The organism is Streptomyces xanthochromogenes (assembly GCF_014650455.1).
Taxonomy (GTDB): Bacteria; Actinomycetota; Actinomycetes; order Streptomycetales; family Streptomycetaceae; genus Streptomyces; species Streptomyces xanthochromogenes.
In genome coordinates, this window is the sequence record NZ_BMUZ01000011.1 from 231688 (window position 1) to 252482 (window position 20795).

General features: G+C 72.0%; 20 protein-coding genes. 9 read left to right on the plus strand and 11 right to left on the minus strand.

All coding sequences use genetic code 11. From position 1 onward, the window contains the following. Window positions 1-3: 3 nt before the first annotated feature. From IE267_RS27575 to IE267_RS27585, 3 genes are read right to left on the minus strand one after another with little or no spacing between them, the layout of a single operon-like run. Entirely contained in the window at window positions 4-882 is an 879-nt protein-coding gene (locus IE267_RS27575; protein ID WP_167160081.1) for an ABC transporter permease, read from the minus strand. Next, the gene (locus tag IE267_RS27580; RefSeq protein ID WP_189765078.1) at window positions 842-1696 is read right to left on the minus strand and encodes an ABC transporter ATP-binding protein; all 855 of its coding nucleotides are present in this window, start codon (window positions 1694-1696) and stop codon (window positions 842-844) included. Before IE267_RS27580 ends, IE267_RS27575 begins: the two co-directional genes overlap by 41 nt. Further along, window positions 1693-2157 carry a MarR family winged helix-turn-helix transcriptional regulator gene (locus IE267_RS27585; RefSeq protein WP_161247007.1) on the minus strand — a complete coding sequence of 155 codons (465 nt, stop codon included), beginning with the start codon at window positions 2155-2157 and terminating at the stop codon, window positions 1693-1695. The genes IE267_RS27580 and IE267_RS27585 overlap by 4 nt, the downstream gene beginning before the upstream one ends. Window positions 2158-2370: 213 nt before the next feature. Between IE267_RS27585 and IE267_RS27590 the strand changes: the two genes are divergently transcribed. Both IE267_RS27590 and IE267_RS27595 read left to right on the plus strand, forming a co-directional pair. Further along, window positions 2371-3510 carry a hypothetical protein gene (locus IE267_RS27590; protein WP_373304595.1) on the plus strand — a complete coding sequence of 380 codons (1140 nt, stop codon included), beginning with the start codon at window positions 2371-2373 and terminating at the stop codon, window positions 3508-3510. A 93-nt stretch (window positions 3511-3603) separates the two neighbouring features. Then, the gene (locus tag IE267_RS27595) at window positions 3604-4275 is read left to right on the plus strand and encodes a heme oxygenase-like domain-containing protein (protein ID WP_189765079.1); all 672 of its coding nucleotides are present in this window, start codon (window positions 3604-3606) and stop codon (window positions 4273-4275) included. Here the strand turns inward: IE267_RS27595 and IE267_RS27600 are convergent. Further along, on the minus strand, window positions 4272-5177 hold the full coding sequence (locus tag IE267_RS27600) for a hypothetical protein (protein WP_229861455.1): 906 nt from the start codon (window positions 5175-5177) through the stop codon (window positions 4272-4274). The two genes, IE267_RS27595 and IE267_RS27600, sit on opposite strands and share 4 nt — an antisense overlap. A gap of 208 nt (window positions 5178-5385) precedes the next feature. Between IE267_RS27600 and IE267_RS27605 the strand changes: the two genes are divergently transcribed. From IE267_RS27605 to IE267_RS27615, 3 genes are all read left to right on the plus strand, one after another. Then, the gene (locus IE267_RS27605; RefSeq protein ID WP_229861456.1) at window positions 5386-6927 is read left to right on the plus strand and encodes an alpha/beta hydrolase; all 1542 of its coding nucleotides are present in this window, start codon (window positions 5386-5388) and stop codon (window positions 6925-6927) included. Between the two features lie 139 nt (window positions 6928-7066). After that, complete coding sequence (locus IE267_RS27610; RefSeq protein WP_189765081.1) at window positions 7067-8542, plus strand: MFS transporter; 1476 nt, start codon at window positions 7067-7069, stop codon at window positions 8540-8542. Next, complete coding sequence (locus tag IE267_RS27615; protein WP_189765082.1) at window positions 8539-9111, plus strand: TetR/AcrR family transcriptional regulator; 573 nt, start codon at window positions 8539-8541, stop codon at window positions 9109-9111. The genes IE267_RS27610 and IE267_RS27615 overlap by 4 nt, the downstream gene beginning before the upstream one ends. A gap of 18 nt (window positions 9112-9129) precedes the next feature. On the opposite strand, the gene IE267_RS27620 is transcribed toward IE267_RS27615, so the two are convergent. After that, window positions 9130-9321: a ferredoxin gene (locus IE267_RS27620; RefSeq protein ID WP_161244472.1), complete on the minus strand. Its 192-nt coding sequence runs from the start codon at window positions 9319-9321 to the stop codon at window positions 9130-9132. Between the two features lie 31 nt (window positions 9322-9352). Beyond that, on the minus strand, window positions 9353-10585 hold the full coding sequence (locus IE267_RS27625; RefSeq protein ID WP_167160067.1) for a cytochrome P450: 1233 nt from the start codon (window positions 10583-10585) through the stop codon (window positions 9353-9355). A gap of 200 nt (window positions 10586-10785) precedes the next feature. Between IE267_RS27625 and IE267_RS27630 the strand changes: the two genes are divergently transcribed. Further along, window positions 10786-11790: a cytochrome c oxidase assembly protein gene (locus IE267_RS27630; protein ID WP_229861457.1), complete on the plus strand. Its 1005-nt coding sequence runs from the start codon at window positions 10786-10788 to the stop codon at window positions 11788-11790. A 4-nt stretch (window positions 11791-11794) separates the two neighbouring features. Here the strand turns inward: IE267_RS27630 and IE267_RS27635 are convergent, their stop codons facing one another. Next, window positions 11795-12202 carry a hypothetical protein gene (locus IE267_RS27635; protein ID WP_189765083.1) on the minus strand — a complete coding sequence of 136 codons (408 nt, stop codon included), beginning with the start codon at window positions 12200-12202 and terminating at the stop codon, window positions 11795-11797. Between the two features lie 100 nt (window positions 12203-12302). After that, entirely contained in the window at window positions 12303-13073 is a 771-nt protein-coding gene (locus tag IE267_RS27640) for a DUF2127 domain-containing protein (protein ID WP_167160065.1), read from the minus strand. 193 nt (window positions 13074-13266) lie between these two features. Between IE267_RS27640 and IE267_RS27645 the strand changes: the two genes are divergently transcribed. Both IE267_RS27645 and IE267_RS27650 read left to right on the plus strand, forming a co-directional pair. After that, window positions 13267-13896 (plus strand): DUF1275 family protein, encoded by a 630-nt coding sequence (locus tag IE267_RS27645; protein WP_189765084.1) that lies wholly within the window; start codon window positions 13267-13269, stop codon window positions 13894-13896. Between the two features lie 190 nt (window positions 13897-14086). Beyond that, window positions 14087-15520, plus strand: a complete 1434-nt coding sequence (locus tag IE267_RS27650; protein ID WP_167160061.1) for a PP2C family protein-serine/threonine phosphatase — start codon at window positions 14087-14089, stop codon at window positions 15518-15520. A gap of 80 nt (window positions 15521-15600) precedes the next feature. Here the strand turns inward: IE267_RS27650 and IE267_RS27655 are convergent, their stop codons facing one another. After that, complete coding sequence (locus tag IE267_RS27655; RefSeq protein ID WP_167160059.1) at window positions 15601-17094, minus strand: DNA-binding protein NsdB; 1494 nt, start codon at window positions 17092-17094, stop codon at window positions 15601-15603. A gap of 233 nt (window positions 17095-17327) precedes the next feature. Between IE267_RS27655 and IE267_RS27660 the strand changes: the two genes are divergently transcribed. Then, on the plus strand, window positions 17328-18458 hold the full coding sequence (locus IE267_RS27660) for an aminoglycoside phosphotransferase family protein (RefSeq protein ID WP_161244549.1): 1131 nt from the start codon (window positions 17328-17330) through the stop codon (window positions 18456-18458). Window positions 18459-18552: 94 nt separating this feature from the next. Here IE267_RS27660 and IE267_RS27665 read toward each other — a convergent pair whose 3' ends face one another. Both IE267_RS27665 and IE267_RS27670 read right to left on the minus strand, forming a co-directional pair. After that, window positions 18553-19881 carry an N-acetylmuramoyl-L-alanine amidase gene (locus IE267_RS27665; RefSeq protein WP_189765085.1) on the minus strand — a complete coding sequence of 443 codons (1329 nt, stop codon included), beginning with the start codon at window positions 19879-19881 and terminating at the stop codon, window positions 18553-18555. 320 nt (window positions 19882-20201) lie between these two features. Then, complete coding sequence (locus IE267_RS27670) at window positions 20202-20702, minus strand: hypothetical protein (protein ID WP_161244551.1); 501 nt, start codon at window positions 20700-20702, stop codon at window positions 20202-20204. Between the last annotated feature and the right edge of the window lie 93 nt (window positions 20703-20795).

The window sequence follows — 20795 nt, forward strand, 5'->3', positions numbered from 1 at the left end:
GCCTCAGCGGGCCAGCCTGCCGAGCAGCGAGGAGGCCGCGAGGATGCCGAGGGCCGCCGCGAGCAGCAACACCCCGTAGTCGAGGGCGAGATGGGACGGGGTGCCGAGCAGCAGTCCGCGCAGCGCGTCGACCTGGTAGCTGAGCGGGTTGGCCCTGCTGACGGCCTGGAGCCAGCCCGGCATGATCGACACCGGGTAGAGGGCGCTGGAGCCGAAGAACAGCGGCATCGTGATGGCCTGCCCGATGCCCATCAGGCGGTCGCGGGTCAGCACGATCCCGGCGATCGTCATCGACAGGCAGGAGAAGAAGGCCGAGCCGAGGATCACGGCCACGGCGACGCCGAGCAGCCGCAGCGGGTTCCAGGTGAGGGCCACGCCGAGCAGGGCGGCGATGACGATCACCACGACCGCCTGGATGAGCGCCTTGACGCCCGCCGCGAAGGCCTTTCCGGTGATGAGGGCGGAGCGCGGCGTCGGGGTGACGAGGAGCTTGGTGAGGATGCCCGAGTCCCGCTCCCAGATGATCATGATGCCGTAGAAGATGGCGATGAACATGGCGGACTGGGCGATGATGCCGGGCGCCAGATAGTCGATGTACGGGATGCCACCGGTGGGGATCGCCTTGATGCGGGTGAAGGTCTCGCCGAAGATGAGCAGCCACAGGGCGGGCTGTACGGCCCGGGTGTAGAGCTCCGCGCGGTCGTGCCGGAGCTTTTGCAGTTCGACCGTGCACAGCGCGCCGATCCGGGCCGGCAGCAGCCGCCAGCCGGTGCGGGCCCGTGGCGGGACGAGCAGCAGATCGAGGGCGCCGGTCTTCTCGCCCCCTGCGGTGTCGAGGGCCTCAGCCGAGGCGGGTTGCGGTGCGGCGGGTGCTGCGGACATCGCGGAAGTCACCTCCCTGGGTGTCGAGCCCACGCCCTGCGACGTCGCGGAAGACGTCCTCCAGGGTGGGCGGCGGATCGTCGGGGCCGCTCGCGCCGCGGCGCTCGCGCAGTTCGGCCTTGAGGCCGTCGGGTGTGCCCAGGGCGCGTATCCTCCCGCGGTGCATGAGCGCGAGACGGTCGCAGTACTGGTCGGCCTCGTCCATGTGGTGGGTGGTCACCAGGACCGTCATGCCAGTGGCCCGGCGCACGGCGTTGATGTGCTCCCACACGCTGGTGCGGGCTATCGGGTCGAGGCCGATGGTCGGCTCGTCGAGCATCAGCAGGCGGGGAGCGCTGACCAGCGCCTGCGCCAGTTCGAGGCGGCGGATCATGCCGCCCGAGTACGTCTTGGCCATCCGGTCGGCGGACTCGGTGAGGTCGACGGCGTACAGGGCCTGCTCGACGCGGCGGGCCCGCTCCTTGCGGGGGACGTCGAAGACCCGGGCGAACAGGGCCACGTTCTCGCGTCCGGTCAGGCCGGAGTCGGCCGACAGCTGCTGCGGCACGTAGCCGAGCAGCCGGCGCACCGCCATCCGTTCCTTGGCGGCGTCGTGCCCGAACACCCGGACGCGGCCCGCCGGTACGGGCAGCAGGGTGGTGATGCACCGGATCGCGGTGGTCTTGCCCGCGCCGTTCGGGCCGAGCAGCCCGAAGACCTCGCCGGTGGCTACGGTCAGGTCGAGCCCGTCGACGGCTCTGGTCTGCCCGAAGGCGTACTCCAGGCCGTCACACCGCACCGCCTCGCCGCCGGTCCTCGCGTCGTCGTCACTCATGACCCCTCCGCTTCCTCGTGCAGGTTCTCGGCCAGCCGGCGCAGTGCGGGCATCGCGGCCGCCAAGGCGGCCCGGTCGGCCGGGTCCAGGCGTGCCACCTGCTCGCCCATGAGCGCGGCCCGGCGGCGCTGCCAGTCGTGCAACCGCTCCTGGGCTGCGGGCGTCACGTGGAGCCGGGCGGAGCGACGGTCGCCCGGATCGGTCTCGCGCCTCATGTACCCGCCCTTCACCAGCTGGTTGACCAGCGTGGAGACCGAATTGCCGGCCAGATAGAGCTCCTTGGCGGCGGCCGACACCCCGATGCCGGGCCGGGTGGCGACCAGCCTGAGCAGTTCGATGTGGGCGCCGCGCAGCCGGGGCGCGCTCAGCCCGCGGCGCAGCCTGCGCCGGACGAGCCGCTGGACGGCGGCCAGCACATCGGCGAAGGAGTCGTCGAACGGTTCGGGCTCTTCGGCGGCCATGCCCCCATTTTATCTCTGACTCAGAGGTAATGACCAGAGGGCGTCGGTGCCGCACGGGATCGGAGCGCGGCCAAACGCGCCGGGAGTGTGGCAAGCGACACATGTGGACCCGCTGTGCGAACGAACGAGGGCCACATGACATCTTTCCCCGGGGCCCCGTGTGCTCCACCGAACGTCATTCGCATCGGGCAGGGAAACAGGAGCTGAACACACGTGCCGGCCATCAGCCAGAGGATGCATCTGATCCTGCTCTCCGCATGGACCGCGCTGTGGTTCGCCGTGGTGGAGCCCAACGGCGGCTTCTCCTGGCACTATCTGCGGGCCGGGGGCGAGCTCATCTTCCAGGGACCCTCGGGCGACGGCACCGGCGGACTCAACCTCTACGCGCACCATCCCGAGCTCCAGATGGGCCCCGTCAGCTTCCTGACGGCGGGCCTGTTCAACCCGTTCCCCGAACGGACCGGTCAGTTCCTCGCCGCGCTCCTGATGTCGGTGCTCGGCCTGGTCATCGTGGTCATCGCCGGGCGCAGCGCCGCCTGGTACTTCCTGGGAACCGGCACCAACCACCAGCGGCTGCGGCAGCGCGTGCTGATCGCGGGGCTCGCCTTCATCCCGATGTGGATCGAGGTGTCGGTGCGCTTCGGCCACCTCGACGACGTGCTCGCCCTGTTCTTCACCGCGCTCGCGGTCCGTTCGGTGACGCGCGACAGCCCGGTGGGCACCGGGATCTGGCTGGCGCTCGCGATGGACTCGAAGCCGACCGCGGTGACGTTCGCGGCGCTCCTCTTCGCCCTGCCCCGGCACCAGTGGCTGCGGGCCGGGCTGTGGTGCGCTGCGGTGCTCGCGCTCGCCTGGGCGCCGTTCTTCCTCAGCAATCCGCACTCGATGTCGGCGGCCGGCTTCGCGATACCCAACCAGCCCGCGTCCGCGCTGCGCTGGCTGGGCGTCGCCGACGCCGAGACACCCGGCTGGGACCGGCCCGCGCAGGCCGCGCTCGGACTGCTGCTCGGCGCGATCGCGGTGTGGCGGGGCCGGTGGGCGGCGGTGGTGCTGCTCGGCGCCAACGCGCGGATCGTGCTCGACCCCAGCGTCTACACCTACTACACGGCCTCCGTCCTGCTCGGCACCCTGCTGTGGGACGTCATCGGGCAGCGCAGGCTGGTGCCCTGGTGGAGCTGGCTCGCCCTGCTGACCCTGTACGGGAGCGTGTTCGTGGTGCCGGACGACGCGGCACGCGGGCTCATCCGGCTGGCCTTCGTGCTCGTGTCGACGGTGTACGTACTGCTGTGGCCGCAACGCGACCGGACCCGCGACCGACGGCGAAGGCAACGGCCCGCACCCGTCGGGGCGTGACCCGCGTCCGGGGCCGCGCGGCACGGGCCGGAGGCGGGGCCGCGTGAGAGGCTGGGCGCGACCGCATCGGCAGACGTGCGAAGAAGGTCCCCCATGACCCGTCAGAGGCGCCCGGCCCAGGAGATCATCGCGGCGACGTCGGCGGAGCTCGCCCCCGGGCCCGAGGACAACCCCCTCCTGCCGCTCGTCGAGGCCGGTACGGCGCCGCTCTCCGCGCTCGCCCGGCTCGCCCTGGAGCAGCGCCACATCATCGCCTCGGACCGGCGGGCCTTCGCGTTCCTGGCCGAGCGCTCGGGGCCCGGCACCGCGTGCGCGGAGTTCTTCGGCATGCTCGCCGAGGGCGAGACGCCGGCCCTCGACCGGCTCGGGGCGTACGAGCGGGCCTGCGGGCTCACCGCGGAGGAGATCGGCCAGTACCTTCCGCAGGCGGGCTGCCAGGCCTACCCGGCGTATGTGTCCTGGCTGGCCCTGAACGGGGAGCCGCCGAGCGTGGCCCTCGCCCTCACCGCCAACTTCGCGGCCTGGGGCGGCTCTTGCGCCCGGCTGGGCGCGGCGCTGCGCACCCGGTACGGCTTCGGCGACGACGCGTGCGGCTTCTTCGACTTCTTCGCGGGCCCGGCCCCCGAACTGGAACAGCGGGCGGTGGCGGCCGTCGCCGCCGGCTCCGACGACGCACACGGCGAGGGTGTCGGCGGCGGGGCGCACTACGGGCGGCTGCTCCAGACGTACGAGTCGATGTTCTGGAGCACGCTCGCGGCCTCCTAGGAGCCGGCGGCCCCGGCCGCCCTGTCCGCGGCGGCCGCCCGTCCGACGGCCTCCTCGACGCCGGCCCGCACCGTATTCAGGACGTCCCGGTTCGCCCTGATCGCCTTGGTCTGCAACGCCGACTCGGCCTCGAACCACACCTTCGCCACGGGTATGCGCGTCCGGCAGGCGACGTCCGCCGTCGCCGTGGCGATCTCCACGTCACCGACGCCGTCCCGGGCGTGGAAGCGGGGGTCGTCGTCGACGTCCGTCGGTTTGGCGTAGGAGTAGCCCTTCGCCCTCATGCAGGCCGACCATCGCGCGAACACGGCGACGACCTCGGGGGCCTTGGCCGACTCCGCGTACGAGTCCCGCATGATCGCCTGCACCACTTCCGCCTGGGTGGGGGCCGGCACGGTGACACCGGCGGAGGCGGAGCAGGCGCTCAGCACGTCGGCGTCCGGCCCGGCCGGAACCACCGCGCCCGCCGCCACGGCCCGGTCCCGCATCTCCTGGGCGGCGGCGTCCGGGTGGTAGCCGCGCCGGGCGGCCAGGGCGGCGTCGTGAATCCCGTAGCGCAGATCGGTCTCGGTCCTGCCGTCCGTGCCGGGGCCGTCGTAGGCCGGGCCGGAGTCCGGGAGGCCGGCGCCCTTCGCGCAGTCGGCGATCAGCCTGTCCCGGCTCCTGTTCATCGCACGGACTTCCGCCTTGCTGAACATGTACGGCTGGATCGGCAACGTCCAGGTGGCGGGGTCGCTGCGGTCCTCAAGCGGCGTGTCTGCCAAGGGAGTTGAGGCCGCTCTCGTCGACCCGCCCCCACCGGCCGGTGGGCCGGCCGGCAGCGCGGCCACGGCGACCATCCCGGCCGCCACCGCCACCACCACGGGTGCGGCCACTTTCACGATCCTTCGCGGTGAGCTCATCGGAGCATTCTCCTTGAAACCAAGGGGACTTGGGGAGATCGGCGGGTCTTCGCCACCGCCACACCGTCCCACCCGCACCACCTTCGAGGTGGCACTCGTGCCACCCCTGATCGGGGTGGTGCCGGGATCGAGGCCGGGCGGCGGACGCGGGACGATCCTCGTGACCGATTCACCGCAAGGGGAGCGATCCCAACGGGGAGCGAGAGAAATGCAGTTGATCAGGAAGACGGGCCGCTGGGCCGCCGCCGCGGCGTGCGCGGTGCTCGCCGCGGCGGCCCTGCCGGGCGCGACGGCGAGCGCCGCCGGCCACGCCCCGCCCGTGCCCGACCGCTACCGCCTGCAGAAGCTCGACTGGCAGCCGTGCCTGGACGGCAGGCTGGAGTGCGCCACGATGGCCGTGCCGCGCGACTGGTACCACCCCGGCGCCGGGCCGAGCCTCGACATCAAGGTCTCCCGGCACCGGGCGGCCGACCCGGCCAAGCGGCGGGGCGTGCTCATGATGGCGGCGGGCGGGCCGGGGTCCTCGGGCCTGAAGCGTCCGGCCACGCTCACCGGGCTCAGCCCGAAGCTCGCGGCGGCGTACGACGTCGTCAGCTTCGACCAGCGCGGCGTGGGGGCGAGCACCAACGTGGTCTGCTCGGGTCAGGACAAGGTCGACGCCTTCTTCACCAGCGGCGATCTGCGGGACCGCTCGCCGCGCGCGATCAGCGCCACCTTCGACCGGGCCCGCGACTTCGTGGCCGACTGCGAGCACGCGTCGGGCGGGCTGCTGCCGTACATCACCAGCGACCAGGCCGTGCACGACATGGACCTGTACCGCTCGCTGCTCGGCGTGGACAAGGTGTCCTACTACGGGCCGTCCTACGCCACCGTCCTCGGGTACTACTACGCGACCGAGTTCCCGCGGCGGGTCGAGCGGGTCGTCCTGGACAGCACGGTGGACCTCACGCACGGCTGGGACTCGTTCTCGCCCGGGCAGCCGCTGAGCTTCCAGCGCCGCTTCGAGCAGGACTTCCTGCTGTGGCTTGCGAAGAACGACGCCACCTACCACCAGGGGCGTACACCCGCCGAGGCCGAGGCGTCCTACGAGCGGCTGCGGGCCGCGCTGCACGACCGGCCGCTCGACCTCGAAGGCACCCTGATCACGCCCAACCACCTGGATGCCGCCGCGACGGGGTCTGTGTACAACGCGGGCCAGGGCTTCGCCCGCCTCGCCTCGCTCATGGGACTTCTGGAACATCCCGACAGCGCTTCGGAGCAGGCGAAGAAGGACGCCGTCGACCTGCTGCAGCCCATCATGAGCGCCGGATACTTCGCCGACTACTTCGCGGTCACCTGTGGCGACACCCCGTGGAACCGCGACAGCCGCTACTGGGTGGACCGGAGCGCCGAAGCCACCCGCGTCAACCCCCTGGCCGGCGCACGGGAGTTGACCTTCGCCGCGATCTGCGCGAACTGGCCGGAGACCAAGGCCCCGCAGATCAAGGTGACCGGCAAGGGACTGCCGCCCGTCCTCATGCTCAACTCGACGAACGATCCGGCCACCTATTACGAGGGGGCGCTGCGCGTCCACCGCGCGCTCGCGGGTTCACGCCTGATCACCGTGGACGACGGCGACCACGGCCAGTTCCAGACCGGCAACCCGTGCACGGACGCCTACGTGGAGGACTACCTCCTGGCCGGCACGCTCCCGGCGAAGGACACCGAGTGCCCGGGCGTGCCGCTGCCCGAGCCCGCCGCGCACGGCTGACCCGCCCGAAGAGCCGCCGGAGCCCCGGACCAGGAATCCGGCCCGAGCGGGGAACGAGGGGTGCACAAGCGTTTACCCTGAGGGTGAACACCTGTGCACCCCTGACACCCCTGTCCTCGTTCCTGTCGTACGGAGAGTCATGCCCCCAGCGATACCCCTGCCCGCAGATCCGCCGCGTCCCCGTTTCTTCGTCGGGGTCCTGGCGTTCTGCGGGGTCGTCGTGGCCGTGATGCAGACCCTGGTGGTGCCGCTGCTCCCGCACGTGCCCGCGCTCACCGGCAGCACCCCCGCCGCGGCCAGCTGGCTGGTCACGGTCACGCTGCTGACCGGGGCGGTGTTCACGCCGGTGCTCGGACGGGCCGGTGACATGTACGGCAAGCGAAAGCTGCTGCTCGTCTCGCTCGGGGTGCTCACGGCGGGTTCCGTGATGTGCGCGGTCAGCTCCCACATCGGCATCCTGATCGCGGGCCGCGCCCTGCAGGGGGCGGCGCTCGCGGTGATCCCGCTGGGCATCAGCATCATGCGCGACGAGCTGCCGCCGGCCAAGGTGCTGTCCTCGGTGGCCCTGATGAGTTCGACGCTCGGCATCGGCGCGGCCGTGGGCCTTCCGGTCGCGGCGCTGGTCGTCGAGCACTTCGACTGGCACACCATGTTCTGGGCCTCGGCCGCGCTCGGGGTGCTCGACATCGTCCTCGTCCTGTGGGTCGTCCCGGAGTCGCCGCTGCGCTCGCGCGGCCGGTTCGACGGGGTGGGCGCGCTCGGCCTCTCGGCGGCCCTGGTCGCGGTGCTGCTCGCCATCACCCAGGGCGCCGACTGGGGCTGGACCTCACCGCGCACGTTGGCCCTGCTCGGCGCGGCCGTGGTGATCTGGCCGCTGTGGGGCGCCTACGAACTGCGCACCCGCTCCCCCCTGGTGGACCTGCGCGTATCGGCACGGCCCGCCGTCCTGCTCACCAATGTGGCGGCCCTCCTGATCGGGTTCGCCTTCTACGCCAACTCCCTCGTCACCGCGCAGATGGTGCAGGAGCCCAAGGCCACCGGGTACGGGCTGGGCGCCTCCATCGTGGTCAGCGGGCTCTGCCTGCTGCCGGGCGGCCTCTCGATGGTGGCCCTCTCCCCGGTGTCGGCCAAGATCTCCGCGAAGTACGGGCCGAAGGCGGCGCTCGCGCTCGCCGCCGCCGTCATGGCGGTGGGCTACGGGGTGCGGTTCTTCACCAGCCACAGCCTGCCCATGATCATCGCGGGAGCGACGGTGGTTGCCTGCGGCACCGCGATCGCCTACTCGGCGCTGCCCGCCCTGGTGATGCGCGCGGTCCCGGTGAGCGAGACGGGCGCGGCCAACGGGCTCAACACGCTGATGCGCTCGGTCGGCCAGGCCTGCTGCAGCGCGGTGGTCGCCGCGATCCTGGCGAACGTCACCTTCCAGGCCGGCGGCCACACGGTGCCGACCCTGCACGCCTATCTCCTGGTGTTCCTGATCGCCGCCGGTGCGGCGCTCGCCGCCCTCGTCGCCACGCTGTTCCTGCCGGGCCGCACCGCGCCGGCCACCGCTACCGTCGGAGCGGACAGCGCCACGGGCGCGACGGGACGCACGACGGCACAGGAGAGCGCATGACGGGGCAGCAGCCCACCGGAGTCGAGGCGGGGACGGGCAAGGACGCGATTCTGCGTGCGGCGCGGCGGGCGTTCACGCTGCGCCCGTACGCGGAGGTCACGATGCGTTCGATCGCCGCCGACGCGGGGGTCAGCGCCTCCCTCATCGTCAAGCGGTTCGGCAGCAAGGAGCGGCTGTTCCACACGGTCGCCGACTTCGGGCCGGCCGCCGACGCGCTGTTCGCGGCCCCGCCGGCGACGCTGGGGCGGCACCTGGTCCTGACCCTGGTGCGGATGCGGCGCGAGGACCAGGGGGACCCGCTGCTCCGCGCGGTCTTCTCGCTGGGCAACATGGACGAACGGACCCTGCTGCGGGAGCGGTTCCGCGAGCAGGTCACGTCCCGGCTGGCTCGTCAACTGCACGGCGGGGCCAGCGAGTTGAGAGCCGAGTTGATCGCCGGTCTGCTGCTCGGCCTGGGCGCGACCCTCAGCCTGCACCGGCCCGGCGCCGGGGAACGCGCCACGCCCGAGCAGCTGGCGGACCTCTACGCGCCGGCTGTGCAGCGTCTGATCACCGGCTCCGAGGACTGACCGGAACCGGACGTTTCGCTAGTCGTCCAGGGTGATCGCCTGCACGGGGCAGGCCCGGGCGGCTTCGCGGACCAGGGGATCACCGGCGCCGTCCTCACGGCCGGGCAGCAACGCGCTGAACCCGTCGTCGTCCTGGGTGAAGACGCCGGGGGCGGTCAGTGCGCACTGCCCCGCGCCGATGCAGACGTCCTTGTCGATGCCGATCCGCATGGTGCGGCTCCTTTCCTCGGGTGGGGGACCGCTACCAGGTGACGGGGAGTTCGAGCATGCCCTGGATGGTGTCGCCCGGCTTGAACGGGATCTCCTCGGCGGGCACCGCGAGCCGCAGGCCCGGCAGCCGGTCGAAGAGGGAGCGCAGCGCGATCTCCATCTCGGCCCGCGCCAGGTTCTGGCCGAGGCACTGGTGGATGCCGAAGCCGAAGGCGACGTGGTGCCGGGTGGAGCGGTGCCAGTCGATCCGGTCGGGCTCCTCGTAGCTGGCGCTGTCCCGGTTGATGACCGACGTCGAGAAGACGACGCCCTCGTCCGCCCGGATCGTCTGCCCGCCGATCTCGATGTCCTCCAGGGCCACCCGCAGCATCCCGTCGGCGATCGACAGGAAGCGCAGCAGCTCCTCGACGGCGGCGGGCATCAGCGCCGCGTCGGAGCGCAGTTCGGCCAGCTGTTCCGGGTGCTGGAGGAGCGTGAAGGTGCCGAGCGAGATCATGTTCGCGGTGGTCTCGTGGCCGGCGACCAGCAGAATGGTCGCGAAGTCCACCAGCTCCTGCCGGTCGAGCACCCCTTCGTTCAGGCGCTGCTCGATGAGCTCGTCGAGCAGCCCGTCGCCGGGCTCCTTCTGCTTGTGGTCGATGAGCCGGACGAAGTAGTCCTCCAGGGCGTCACGGGCCGCCTCGATGTCGGCGGGCTCCGGCCCGCGCAGCAGCTTGCGGGACTGGCCCTCGAAGAACTCGTGGTCCTCGTACGGGACGCCGAGCAGGGCGCAGATCACCATGGAGGGCACCGGCAGCGCGAACGCGGTGACCAGGTCGACGGACGGCCCCTGCCCGATCATCCGGTCGAGGAGACGGTCGACGGTCTCCTGGATCTGCGGCCGCAGCGAGGCGGTCCGCTTGAGCGTGAAGCTGGGGATCAGCATCCGGCGCTGGGTGGCGTGCTGGGGGTCGTCGACGCCGAGCAGCGCGACCCGCCGCCTGGTGACCCCGGCGAACCGGGCCGTCGGCAGCGGGAAGGCCTCGTTCTCCCGGTCGGTGGACAGCCGTGAATCGGCCAGCAGGGCGCGCGCCTCGGCGAGCCCGGTGACCATCCACACGGTCCGCCCGTCGTAGAGCCGGACGCGGGCGAGCGGACGTTCGTCGCGCAGCGGCTGGTAGGCCGTGGGCGGGTGGTAGGGGCAGCTGCGGTCCTGCGGGAAGTCGACGCTGCCGGTGTCGGTGGCGGAGTGGTCCGTGGTGACGCTGGTGTCGGTGCCTGTCATGTAGACCTCGCAAGCGAAGGGATCCGTCTTGCCGATCTCCACTACATGCCTCAGGCACCTATGACGTCTACACGTTCTTCGGCCGAATCCATACCTTCGGCCGAACGTGCCCGGGGGCCCGGTGCGGGGGTGGCCTGGCGGCGGGGCTAGCGTGTGGACGGCCCGTCGTACGTCACGGGCCGGTGAGGAGATGGGCCCGGATGTCCGGTATGGCGCTGAGCATGGCGGCGGGGGACCTGCCCGAGCTGACGACGGGGCGGCTGCTGACGGTGTGGCGGCCGGACGCGGCGGCGCTCCTGCTGACCGTCGTCCTGGGCGGCCTCTACGCCGGGGGCGTGGTCCGGCTGCGCCGCCGGGGCGAGCGCTGGCCGCTGCCCCGCATCGCGGCCTTCGCACTGCTGGGCCTCGGCAGCCTGGCCGTCGCCACGATGTCGGCGCTCGCGGTGTACGACACCGAGCTGTTCTGGCCGGCCGCCGTGCAGAACGTCCTGCTCGACCTGATCGCGCCGCTCGGCCTGGCGCTCGGCGATCCGCTGCGGCTCGGCATGCTCGCGCTGCCCGAACGCGGCGCGGGACGCCTCCGGCGCGCGATGGGCGGACGCCTGGTGCGCTTCCTCACCTTCCCGCTGGTCAGCACCGTCCTGGTGCTCGGCTCCGAGCTCTGCATCTACTTCACGCCGTACTTCGAGAGCGCCCTGCGCCACGGCCCGCTGCACGAGCTGATGTACCTCCAACTGCTGCTCGCCGGGAGCCTGTTCGTGCTGCCGGTCCTCACCCGCGAGGAGGCGCTGCCCGCGTGGTGCACCCATCCCGTGCGGGCCGCGCTCGTCTTCCTCGACGGGCTGATCGACGCGGTCCCCGGCATCGTGGTGATGACCCACGGCACCCTGATCGCGGGCGCCTGGTACCTGCACCACGCGCCCGCGTGGGCACCCGACGTCCAGCGCGACCAGCAGCTCGGCGGCGGCGCCATGGTCTCCATCGCGGAGCTGGTGTCGCTGCCGTTCCTGCTCGCCGTCCTGGTGCAGTGGTCGCGCGCCGACCGCGCCCAGCGCGCGGTGCTCGACCGCCGACTGGACGCGGAACTGGCTCCGGCCGCCCCCGTCGGGGGGCGGCCGGAGGACGCGGAACTGGTGCGGCCCTGGTGGGAGACCGACGGCGGGGCGGTCGGGCAGCGGATGCGCCCGCGGCGGCCCGGCGACTGAGCGGTCAGTGCCGGTCGCGGCGCCTGCGCAGCCGGCTCACGATGAACCAGATCACGAACACGATCAGCGCGATGAAGAGGATCACGATGATCAGCAGGAAGATGCCGAGCTTCTTGAAGAAGCCGCCCTTCTTCTTGGTCTTCTTGCTCTTCTTCGACGCGGTCACGACGGACTTGCTCGCGACGGTGTGCTGTCCGGCCCGCGCCTGGGCCTGAGCCACCTCGGTCGCCGGCGCCGCCTGCCCGGCCGAAGCGGCCGACGAGGCCGACGAGGCGACCACGGCGGCACGCGGCGCGGCCTCGGCCGTCACCGGGCCCGCCACGAGCGCGGTGCCGAGCACCAGCGTGAGCAGCACGGCCACCCGGCGCAGCCGTCCGGTCCGGTGCGTGGGCGTGGAGTGCGGTTCGTTCATGCTTGTCATCCCCCAAGGACGCTCGGTGCGGCAGGCCGCCGCACGCTGTCTGTATCTGTACCCGTCGGGCAACCCGTACCCCCGGTCCGGGAGTTACACCTCATCGGTGCGCCGCGACGCCGGCCGAGCTCTCCACCTCGATGAGCGAGGCGCTGTGCCGCTCGGCCTCGAAGGCCGCATGCCCGCCCCGCAGGCCGAACAGGCGCTTGGCGAGCAGGATGTAGAGGACGGCGAGGATGTTGATCGTCAGCGTGACGATCTTCACCCAGCTGATCTTCTCGGTGAGTTCGTAGATCTCCAGCGGCAGGAACATCGCCGTGGCGACGACGGTGAGGTACTCGGCCCAGCGCTTGGCGCGCCACAGCCCGACGCCCTCGACGATCTCGATCAGCGCGTAGACGAGCAGCGCCACCGCGACGATCAGCAACGTGGAGTGCTTGTAGTCGAAGGTCTTCTGGATGGTGCCGACGACCGGCGAGTGGTCCAGGTCGTAGTGGAAGTGGCGGAAGACCGGCCGGAACACGTCGAGGTACTCGTCGAAGAACCGCCGCACCGCGTCCTGGCTGTTGCTGAACTTCCAGACCGCGACCGCGACGAGCACGATGAAGAGGCCGCGCACGGCCCGCTCGACGGCCAGGAAGCGCAGGATGAACAGATCGCGCAGCACCTTGCCGCGCGGCACGAGCGGCGCGTCCTCGGCCGGCCCCGAACCGTGCGGCTCCCCCAGCGCGAAGTCACCGCAGCGCAGACAGCGCCAGGCCTCGCCCAGACCGGTCTCGGCCCTCAGCCGCTCGCGCAGCACGGCCTCCTGCGGCGCGTACGTCTCGTGGCCGCGGCGCGCGCAGGTGCGCCGGTCCCAGTCGATCTTCATGCTCTTCCTCCCGTGGGGCCCGCGCGGCGGGCCGATGTGCTCACAGGGACCGTAGTGGACTCTTGTCGTGGACGTGCCACGGGGTCGGGTCCGGTGCGGGCGCGCCCGCGCCGCTTCCGACCGATCCGGATCTTCCCTCGGGTCGGCGCCGTCGCGGCAGGTCCGTACAGACGGAGAGGGCGAGAATGCACGGATGGGTTCCGCGATCACGACACCGAATGCCGACCGGACCGACCAGCGGTTCCTCCTGGTGCTCTCGGCGGCGTCCGGGGCCACCGACGCCTTCGCCTTCCTCTGTCTGGGGAAAGTGTTCGCCGGGGTGATGACCGGCAATCTCGTTCTGGTAGGCGCATCGGTGGGCGCCGGGGACCGCGACGCGGTGCCCCGCGCCGTGGTCGCCCTGGCCGGGTACGCGCTGGGGGCGGCCGGTGCGGCCCTGGCCGCCGCGCGCCTCGCGCCGCGCCTGCTGCTCACCGCGCAGACCGTTCTGCTCGCCTTCGCCGCGGCGGCCTGGGGCCTCGGCTCCGGACGCTCGCTCGGCCCGCAGCTGGTGCTGCTGTTCGCGGCGGCCCTGGCGATGGGGGTGCAGGCGCGGGCCTGGGGCACCCCCACCACCTATTTCACGGGGACGTTCACGAACCTCGCGGGCCGTCTCGCGAAGCGCGAGGCCGAACATGCCGACCGCTGGGTCGCCGGACGGCTCGCGGCGGTCGTGGCGGGCGCCGCCCTGACGTCCCTCCTGGTGTGGAGCTGCTCGCCGGCGGCCGGCGCCGGCGCGGTCGCGCTGTGTGTGGCCGCTTTCGCGCTGCCGGTCCGCGCATGAGGCCGATCCGCATATGCCCCGCGGCCGATCCGGCTCGCGCGGGGTGAAACCGCTCGCCTTTGACATATGCCAGAAGCACCACCGTATCGAGTGTTGCCAAATCCCTTACGGGGCATCGCTCCCTGTGCAACCCTCGTAACCGGTCCACTTCACCAGACCAGGCTCTACCGCGGCCGCATCGGAGAACGTCATGCCGTCCCATCTGTTCGCGGACCGTCCCGCTCCCCAACCGCCCGAGCGGGGCACGGTCGACGCACTGATCACGCAGACCCGCCGACTGCGCGGCGGCGTGGACGCGGTGCGCCGCGACGCGCTCGTGGACGAGGACGACGCCCAAGTACGCTGGCAGCGCGCCCTGTGCGACCTGGCGGTCCATCAACTCGACGACCTGGGCTCGCACTTGGACCAACTGCGCGACGGCCTGACCGCCGAGGAGGAGGACGCGGCGGCGCTCGCCGTGGAGAGCGCCTTCGGTGAGGGACCGGAGGCCGCCACCCTGCTCACCCGGGTCGGCAGCGCCGAGTGGGACCTGCTGACGGACGCGGTGAGCTGGTCCGAGGAGCTGTTCCAGATCTTCGGCCGCGCCGCCGGGAGCGGTGGCATGTCGCTCGACGAACTGCCCGCCGTGGTGGTCGAGGACGACCAGGCCCTGCTCACCACGATGGTGACCGACGCCCTGGTGGACGGCAGGCCGATCGACGGGGAGTTCCGGATCGTACGGCCCGACGGCCAGGTCCGTACGCTCCACATGATGGGCGAGCCCGTGCTCGACGCCGACGGCTGCACCGCTTCGATGTGGGCCGTCCTGCGCGATGTGAGTGAGCTGCGACGCAGCCAGCGGGCCGTGCGGGAGAGCCGCGACTGCCTTCAGCGCCGGCGCCACATCGCCCAGACCGAGCGCCGGCTCGCGGTCGAGTTGCAGGAGGCCGTGCTGCCACCGTGGCGCGGCTCCCTGCGACTCCCGCAGGGCGGCCCCGCCGCGCTCGACATCGCCGCGCACTATCTGCCGTCCTCCGCCGGCGCCCTGATCGGCGGCGACTGGTACGACGCGCTCGAACTCCCCGACGGCGCCTCGTTATTGACCGTCGGCGACCTCACCGGCCACGGCGTGACCGCGACCGGCGCCATGGCGATGCTCCTAGGCGCCCTGCGCGGGATGGCCGTCGCGGGCATCGGCCCGGGCCCCCTGATGGGCCACCTCAACCAGCTTCTGGAACAGACCGTGCAGCCCGCCCTGGGCAGTGCGGTCTGCTGCCGTTACGAGCCCGCCGGGCGCAGGCTCATCTGGTCCCAGGCCGGCCACCCCGCCCCGCTGCTCTTCCGCGACGGGACGGGACGCGCCCTCAGCGCACCGGACGGGGTGCTGCTCGGCGCCACCCACGGGGCCGCCTACGGTCAGGCCGAGGTCACCCTGCACCCGGGCGACCTGCTCGTGCTCGGCACCGGCGGGCTGACCCGGCACGGCACGTCCGACGACGGCGAGCAGCGCCGGCTGCTCGCACTCGCCCCGCTCTTCGACGGCGGCCGTACGGCCCAGGACTGCGTACGGATGATCGTCGAGGAGTTCGGCGAGCACGAGCGTGCCGACGACGCCTGTGTGCTGGTGGCCCGTATCGGGTCCTGACGCATGGGCCTCCTGACCCACAGGCGGCCGTGAACGGCCTCGCACCGGGGGGTTGTACGTTTCGGGCGTACAACCCCCTTCTAGATGTCCGCCACCCGGCTCCGCTTCAACGGGGCCTGGGGCAGGGCCTGTTGGATCTCCTCCCGGAGGTCCTGGATCTTTCCGTGGCCCGCGTACTGGTTGGTGAGCCGGTACATCTCGCGCAGCCGGTCCCAGGTGCGGTGCGAGGAGGTCTCCCCCATCGACACCAGGGCCAGGCGGGCGTAGCGGTCCGCCTGTTCCGGGTCGTCGGCGATGAAGCAGGCCGACGCGAGCGAGATGTAGTCGAAGATCTTCGAGCGCTGACGGCCGCCCACCCGCAGTTCGAGCGCCTGCTTGGCGTGGTGCTGCGCGATGGTGGCCGCGGCCGGATCGTGCTCGGCGAGCGTGCGGAAGGCCAGGGCCTCCATGCCGTGCAGATCCGCCTCGTCGAACATCTGCATCCAACTGGGCGGCGGCACATCGCCCTTGTCGGAGACGAAGAGCTCCTCCGCCTCACCGAGGGTGCGGCGCATCGCCTGCCCGCGCCCCATGGACGCCTGGGCCCATGCCTCGATGGTGTGCAGCATCGCCCGGGTGCGCGGCAGGGTCTCCTCGCCCGAGCCGGACTTGGCGAGCTTCATCAGATCGAGTGCTTCGCCCGGGCGGCCCAGGTGAACCATCTGGCGGGCGGCCCGCGAGAGGGCCTCGCCGGCACGCGGGCGGTCGCCGCCCTCGCGGGCCGCGTGGGCGGCGATGACGAAGTACTTCTGCGCGGTGGGTTCCAGACCGATGTCGTGCGACATCCAGCCCGCCAGGACGGCGAGGTTGGCGGCGACGCCCCACAGGCGGCGCTGGAGATGGTCGGGGTGGCGGTAGGCGAGCATGCCGCCCACCTCGTTGAGCTGGCCCACCACCGCCTTGCGCTGGAGTCCGCCACCCCGGGAGGCGTCCCAGGCGCGGAACACTTCGACCGAGCGCTCCAGCGCGTCGATCTCCTGCGACCCGATGGGAGCGGCCTCGTAGCGGTCGAACCCGGCGGGGTCGGCGTGCAGGGGGTCGTGGTGGCGGGGGGCGTCGGCCGAGAGTACGGGGTCGGTGTGCAGCCAGTCGTGCATGGCGCTGCTGAGTACTGAGCCGGTGGCGAGCGCGGCGCCCGCGCCCACCAGACCGCGTCGGTTGAGCATGAGGTCCATTCCCGTGAATTCGGTGAGGACCGCTGCCGTCCGTTCGGGCGCCCACGGAAGGCCGTCCGGATTCTTGATGTTCCTGACGTCGTTCCGCTTTCCAGCGCGCCCGTGCCGGTCGAACCCGAGGTCCTCGATGGTCACGACACGGCCGAGCCGCTCGGTGAACAGCGCCGCCAGCACCCTGGGCACCGGATCGCGCGGGGTCTCCCCCATGTCGATCCAACGCCTCACCCGTGAGGTGTCGGTGGCCAGTTGGGGGTGGCCCATGGCCGCCGCCTGCCGGTTCACCATTCTCGCGAGTTCGCCCTTGGACCATCCGGCGAGGCCGAACAGGTCGTTCAGACGGGTGTTGGGTTGTCCGCTCACGTCAAGCCCCCAGGTTCTCGGCTGAGTTGACAGTAATCCCCTGTCAGATGCGGCGCGACTATTCGCCAGGGTTCGCCAGGGCACGCCAGATGGTGTGCCACCCGCGGCCGGGTGTCAGGTAAGAGAGCGCCACCCCGACCCGGGGGCCGGACCTCATTCCCCAGGGTGCGGCTCGGCCACCGGGACGGGTAGCGCACGCAACTTGTCGGCACACGAAGGGATCTGTCACCCCCATGTACACAGCATCGTCCTCCGTGTCCACGCCGCCCCGGCCGCACCGTCCCCTGGGAGCGGGTGGCGGACCGTACCTCGACCCCACCCACGCCGGCTCGGCGTACGGCGCGGGCCGGATGCCACGCCGGCCGGGGGCGGCCCCGCAGCCGCTCAGCGGAAGAATCGACCTCTCCGGCCCCCAGGGCGCCCAGCTGCGCATCGCGATCGCCTCGGTGCAGCGGATCTGTCCGGAGTTCAACCCGGTGCAGGTGCTGCGGCACAGCGGACGCTCCGTGCTCATCGTCGGGACGACAGGACGCACGACGGCCGTCGCCAAGTGTTTACTGGACCATTCGCCCGCCTGGGCCGAGCGCTTCCGGCACGAAATAGCTGCATATCGCGCGTTCGTCCGGCACCGCCCACCGGTGCGGGTGCCGCGGCTGATCGCCGCCGATCCCGACAACTGCACCCTGGTGATCGAGCGGATGCCCGGCCGGGCGGCGGCCCTGACCCGACACCCGGTCGAGGCTCCCCCGCGCGCGGACGTGAGGGCCGCCCTCGGGGCGATCGGGCGCGTCAACGCCTGGCGGCCGCCGGCCGAGATGTTCGGCAGGCCCCTGGACTACGCGCCCCGGATCGCGCGCTACCACGAGCTCGGCCTCTTCACCGACCGGGATCTGAGCGACCTTCAGAAACTGATCCACGGTCTCGCCCTGTCGGGCCGGGTCGACTGGCAGTTCTCGCACGGTGACGCGCTCCTGTCCAACATCCTCCTTTCACCGGCCGGTCCGGTCCTGGTCGACTGGGAGCACGCGGGCTGGTACCTGCCCGGGTACGACCTGGCGACGCTGTGGGCGGTCCTGGGCGACGCACCCGTGGAGCGACGGCAGATCGCCTCGGCCGCCCAGGCGGCGGGTCCTGCGGCGCGGGACGCGTTCCTGGTGAACCTGATGCTCGTACTGACCCGGGAGATCCGGACGTACGAGACGGCGGTGCAGCGCACCATGCGGGATGCGACGCCGTCGAGCCCGGTGCAGAACGCCCCTGGCGTGCTGTCCGCCGGGGAGCAGCAGCGACTGCTGCTGCGCAGGCTGCACGACGACTGCGCGTTGGCGCGGCGGGCGGTGCGGGCGGCGGTCGGCACGCGCTGACGGCCGGGCGAGGGGGGAAGCGGGCCGCGCGTCCAGTGCCGACACACTGGGCGCGCGGCCCGCTGCCATACCCTCGGCCGGGACCTGGCCAGGCCTAGCGGACGCGTACGACGTCGACGTCGGAGGCCTTCACGAAGGCGATCCGGTGGCCGATCTGCACCGTGACGTAGCGGGTGCTGCCGGGGAAGTACGTGTGGTCGTAGGGATAGGACGAGTCGATGGTGGGGGCGTAGTAGTAACCGGTCGGCGTCGGCTCACCACCGGGGTAGGACTGTCCGGCCTTGATGGTGTAGGCGAGCGGGGTGCTCACCCGGGGCGCGGTGAAGTCCGCGGGGTAGTCGCCGGCCGCCGGGTAGGCGGTGCCGTAGACCGGGACGTCGGTCCGGCCCCGCTTGGGGCGTACGACGTAGCCGGCGGTCGCGGTGGCGGTTCGGGTGTGGGCGGGGCTCTGGAACCAGGCCTCCTGTCCGTACCACCAGATCGCGGTCCAGCCCGGCTTGCGTTCGGCGACCACGGCCTGCTGGGTGGCACTGATCTTGCTGCCCCAGTCGCCCGCGCAGTTGGTCCCGCTCTGGCCCGGGGGGTGGAGGCCGGGGTCGGCGAACAGCGGTGCCGTGGTGGAGGGTTGGGTGTACAGCGGGACCGCGCTCGACGGCTGGGCGGGCAGGTCGATGTTCTTCTCGCAGTCGCGGAAGGCCTGGACGTTCTGCTTGAACACCGGGTTGACGGTGACCAGTTGACCGCCGGGGCGGCCGGTCTGCTCGGTGGGGCGGCCGAGCAGGCCCATGAAGTAGTTCCAGTCCCAGTACGGCCCCGGGTCCCAGTGCATGGCGGCGGTGCCGCCGGCCGTGGTGGGCGGCACGGTGTCGTGTCCGAGGATGTGCTGACGGTCCAGCGGGATGTCGTACTTGTCCGCGAGGTAGCGCACCAGGGCCGCGGTCGAGCGGTACATCGCGGGGGTGAACCAGGTGGCGCCTTCGGTGGCGTAGCCCTCCTGCTCGATCCCGATGGAGTCGGAGTTGATGTACCAGTTGCCGGCCTGCCAGGCGACGTCCTTGGTCTTGACCATCTGGGTCACGTGACCGTCGCCGGACCGCACGACATAGTGCGCGGAGGCGGCGCGTGTCGGGTCCTGGAAGATCTTCAGGGTGGTCGCGTACGTCTCCTCGGTGTCGTGCAGGACGATGTACTTGATCCTGTTCGTGTTCGGCCGGTCGGAGACGTCGTAGTTGCCGTACGCCTCCTTGTTGGCGGGGTCGCCGGTCTGCTGGTAGGCGGCCGGAACCCAGTCGCACTTCAGGACGCGGGGGCATTCGGTGCCGGAGCCCGCCGCGCTCGCCGCGGTGGCGGGGGCCAGGGCCAGGCCCAGGGCTCCGGCCGTCGCCGTAGCGAGCGCGAGTCTGATCCTCTGCTTGGACGTCATGGACAACCCTTCTTGCCGGAAGGTGCGGGGCTCTCTCGCCGCAGCCGCGCGTGGGTGCGCGCGGGACACAGTGCGACCCGGCATGACGGCTCGTCAAGTACCCCTCGGGCGCGCCGACTTGTATCAGTGGACGAGACCAGTGGCGGCGGCCCCGACCTGCCGGTGTCGCGACGGGCTCAACGGACGTACGGGCAGGCCGGGTTCAGGGTCGGCGGCGTTCGGGAGCCGCCACCGGCGCCGGGCGCTCCGGGCCCCGGACATGAAGCGGCCCGGCACCTCGGGCGGAGGGTGCCGGGCTGTCGGCCGGTGCGCGGGCCCGGTCAGCTCTGCTGGAAGAGCTCCGCGGGCAGCGGCTTCAGGAGGGCGTACAGGTCGTCCGTGATCGGCCGGTCCCAGCTGGCGATCGTGACGAGGACGTCGTCGCTGCGGTCGAACTGGACGCAGGAGATGCGGCTTTCGGAGAGCTTGAGCCGGCGCACGATGAGGAGGTTGTCGCCCTGCATCACCGGCATGTCCTCGGTGCCGACGACCTCGATCGGCTCGTCGTTCTCCAGGGCCACCAGGAGCTGGGCGACCTCGAAGGGAACCTGCCCCTCGGCCATCTCACGGGCCGGGGAGCCCGCCGGCAGATTGCCGATGATCATCGCGGGGCCGCGGCCGCCGAACAGGTCGTAGCGCAGGAAGACACCCTGGCAGCTGCCGTCGGGGGCGGGCAGCAGACCGGCGCCCAGGTTGCCGGGCCAGTCACCCGGGTCCATGGCCAGGACGTCGAAGTCCGGGCCCGCGGGAGTGGCGGCGCTGCGGCGGCGGAGGAAGGACATGCCGTCAATGGTACGTGCCCCCGGCGCTCCGGCGGAGCCGGGCCCGAAGCGCTGGGCGGGTCGACACCCGGCGTCCTGCGGGGCCCTGGGGCG

Excerpts from the sequence above, each read along its gene's own strand:
- IE267_RS27620 (WP_161244472.1), bottom strand. The coding sequence starts at position 9,321 with ATGCGGATCGGCATCGACAAGGACGTCTGCATCGGCGCGGGGCAGTGC.
- IE267_RS27605 (WP_229861456.1), top strand. The coding sequence starts at position 5,386 with ATGCAGTTGATCAGGAAGACGGGCCGCTGGGCCGCCGCCGCGGCGTGC.
- IE267_RS27600 (WP_229861455.1), bottom strand. The coding sequence starts at position 5,177 with ATGAGCTCACCGCGAAGGATCGTGAAAGTGGCCGCACCCGTGGTGGTG.
- IE267_RS27610 (WP_189765081.1), top strand. The coding sequence starts at position 7,067 with ATGCCCCCAGCGATACCCCTGCCCGCAGATCCGCCGCGTCCCCGTTTC.
- IE267_RS27650 (WP_167160061.1), top strand. The coding sequence starts at position 14,087 with ATGCCGTCCCATCTGTTCGCGGACCGTCCCGCTCCCCAACCGCCCGAG.
- IE267_RS27585 (WP_161247007.1), bottom strand. The coding sequence starts at position 2,157 with ATGGCCGCCGAAGAGCCCGAACCGTTCGACGACTCCTTCGCCGATGTG.
- IE267_RS27630 (WP_229861457.1), top strand. The coding sequence starts at position 10,786 with ATGTCCGGTATGGCGCTGAGCATGGCGGCGGGGGACCTGCCCGAGCTG.
- IE267_RS27670 (WP_161244551.1), bottom strand. The coding sequence starts at position 20,702 with ATGTCCTTCCTCCGCCGCCGCAGCGCCGCCACTCCCGCGGGCCCGGAC.
- IE267_RS27640 (WP_167160065.1), bottom strand. The coding sequence starts at position 13,073 with ATGAAGATCGACTGGGACCGGCGCACCTGCGCGCGCCGCGGCCACGAG.
- IE267_RS27660 (WP_161244549.1), top strand. The coding sequence starts at position 17,328 with ATGTACACAGCATCGTCCTCCGTGTCCACGCCGCCCCGGCCGCACCGT.
- IE267_RS27595 (WP_189765079.1), top strand. The coding sequence starts at position 3,604 with ATGACCCGTCAGAGGCGCCCGGCCCAGGAGATCATCGCGGCGACGTCG.
- IE267_RS27665 (WP_189765085.1), bottom strand. The coding sequence starts at position 19,881 with ATGACGTCCAAGCAGAGGATCAGACTCGCGCTCGCTACGGCGACGGCC.
- IE267_RS27635 (WP_189765083.1), bottom strand. The coding sequence starts at position 12,202 with ATGAACGAACCGCACTCCACGCCCACGCACCGGACCGGACGGCTGCGC.
- IE267_RS27580 (WP_189765078.1), bottom strand. The coding sequence starts at position 1,696 with ATGAGTGACGACGACGCGAGGACCGGCGGCGAGGCGGTGCGGTGTGAC.
- IE267_RS27625 (WP_167160067.1), bottom strand. The coding sequence starts at position 10,585 with ATGACAGGCACCGACACCAGCGTCACCACGGACCACTCCGCCACCGAC.
- IE267_RS27575 (WP_167160081.1), bottom strand. The coding sequence starts at position 882 with ATGTCCGCAGCACCCGCCGCACCGCAACCCGCCTCGGCTGAGGCCCTC.
- IE267_RS27615 (WP_189765082.1), top strand. The coding sequence starts at position 8,539 with ATGACGGGGCAGCAGCCCACCGGAGTCGAGGCGGGGACGGGCAAGGAC.
- IE267_RS27645 (WP_189765084.1), top strand. The coding sequence starts at position 13,267 with ATGGGTTCCGCGATCACGACACCGAATGCCGACCGGACCGACCAGCGG.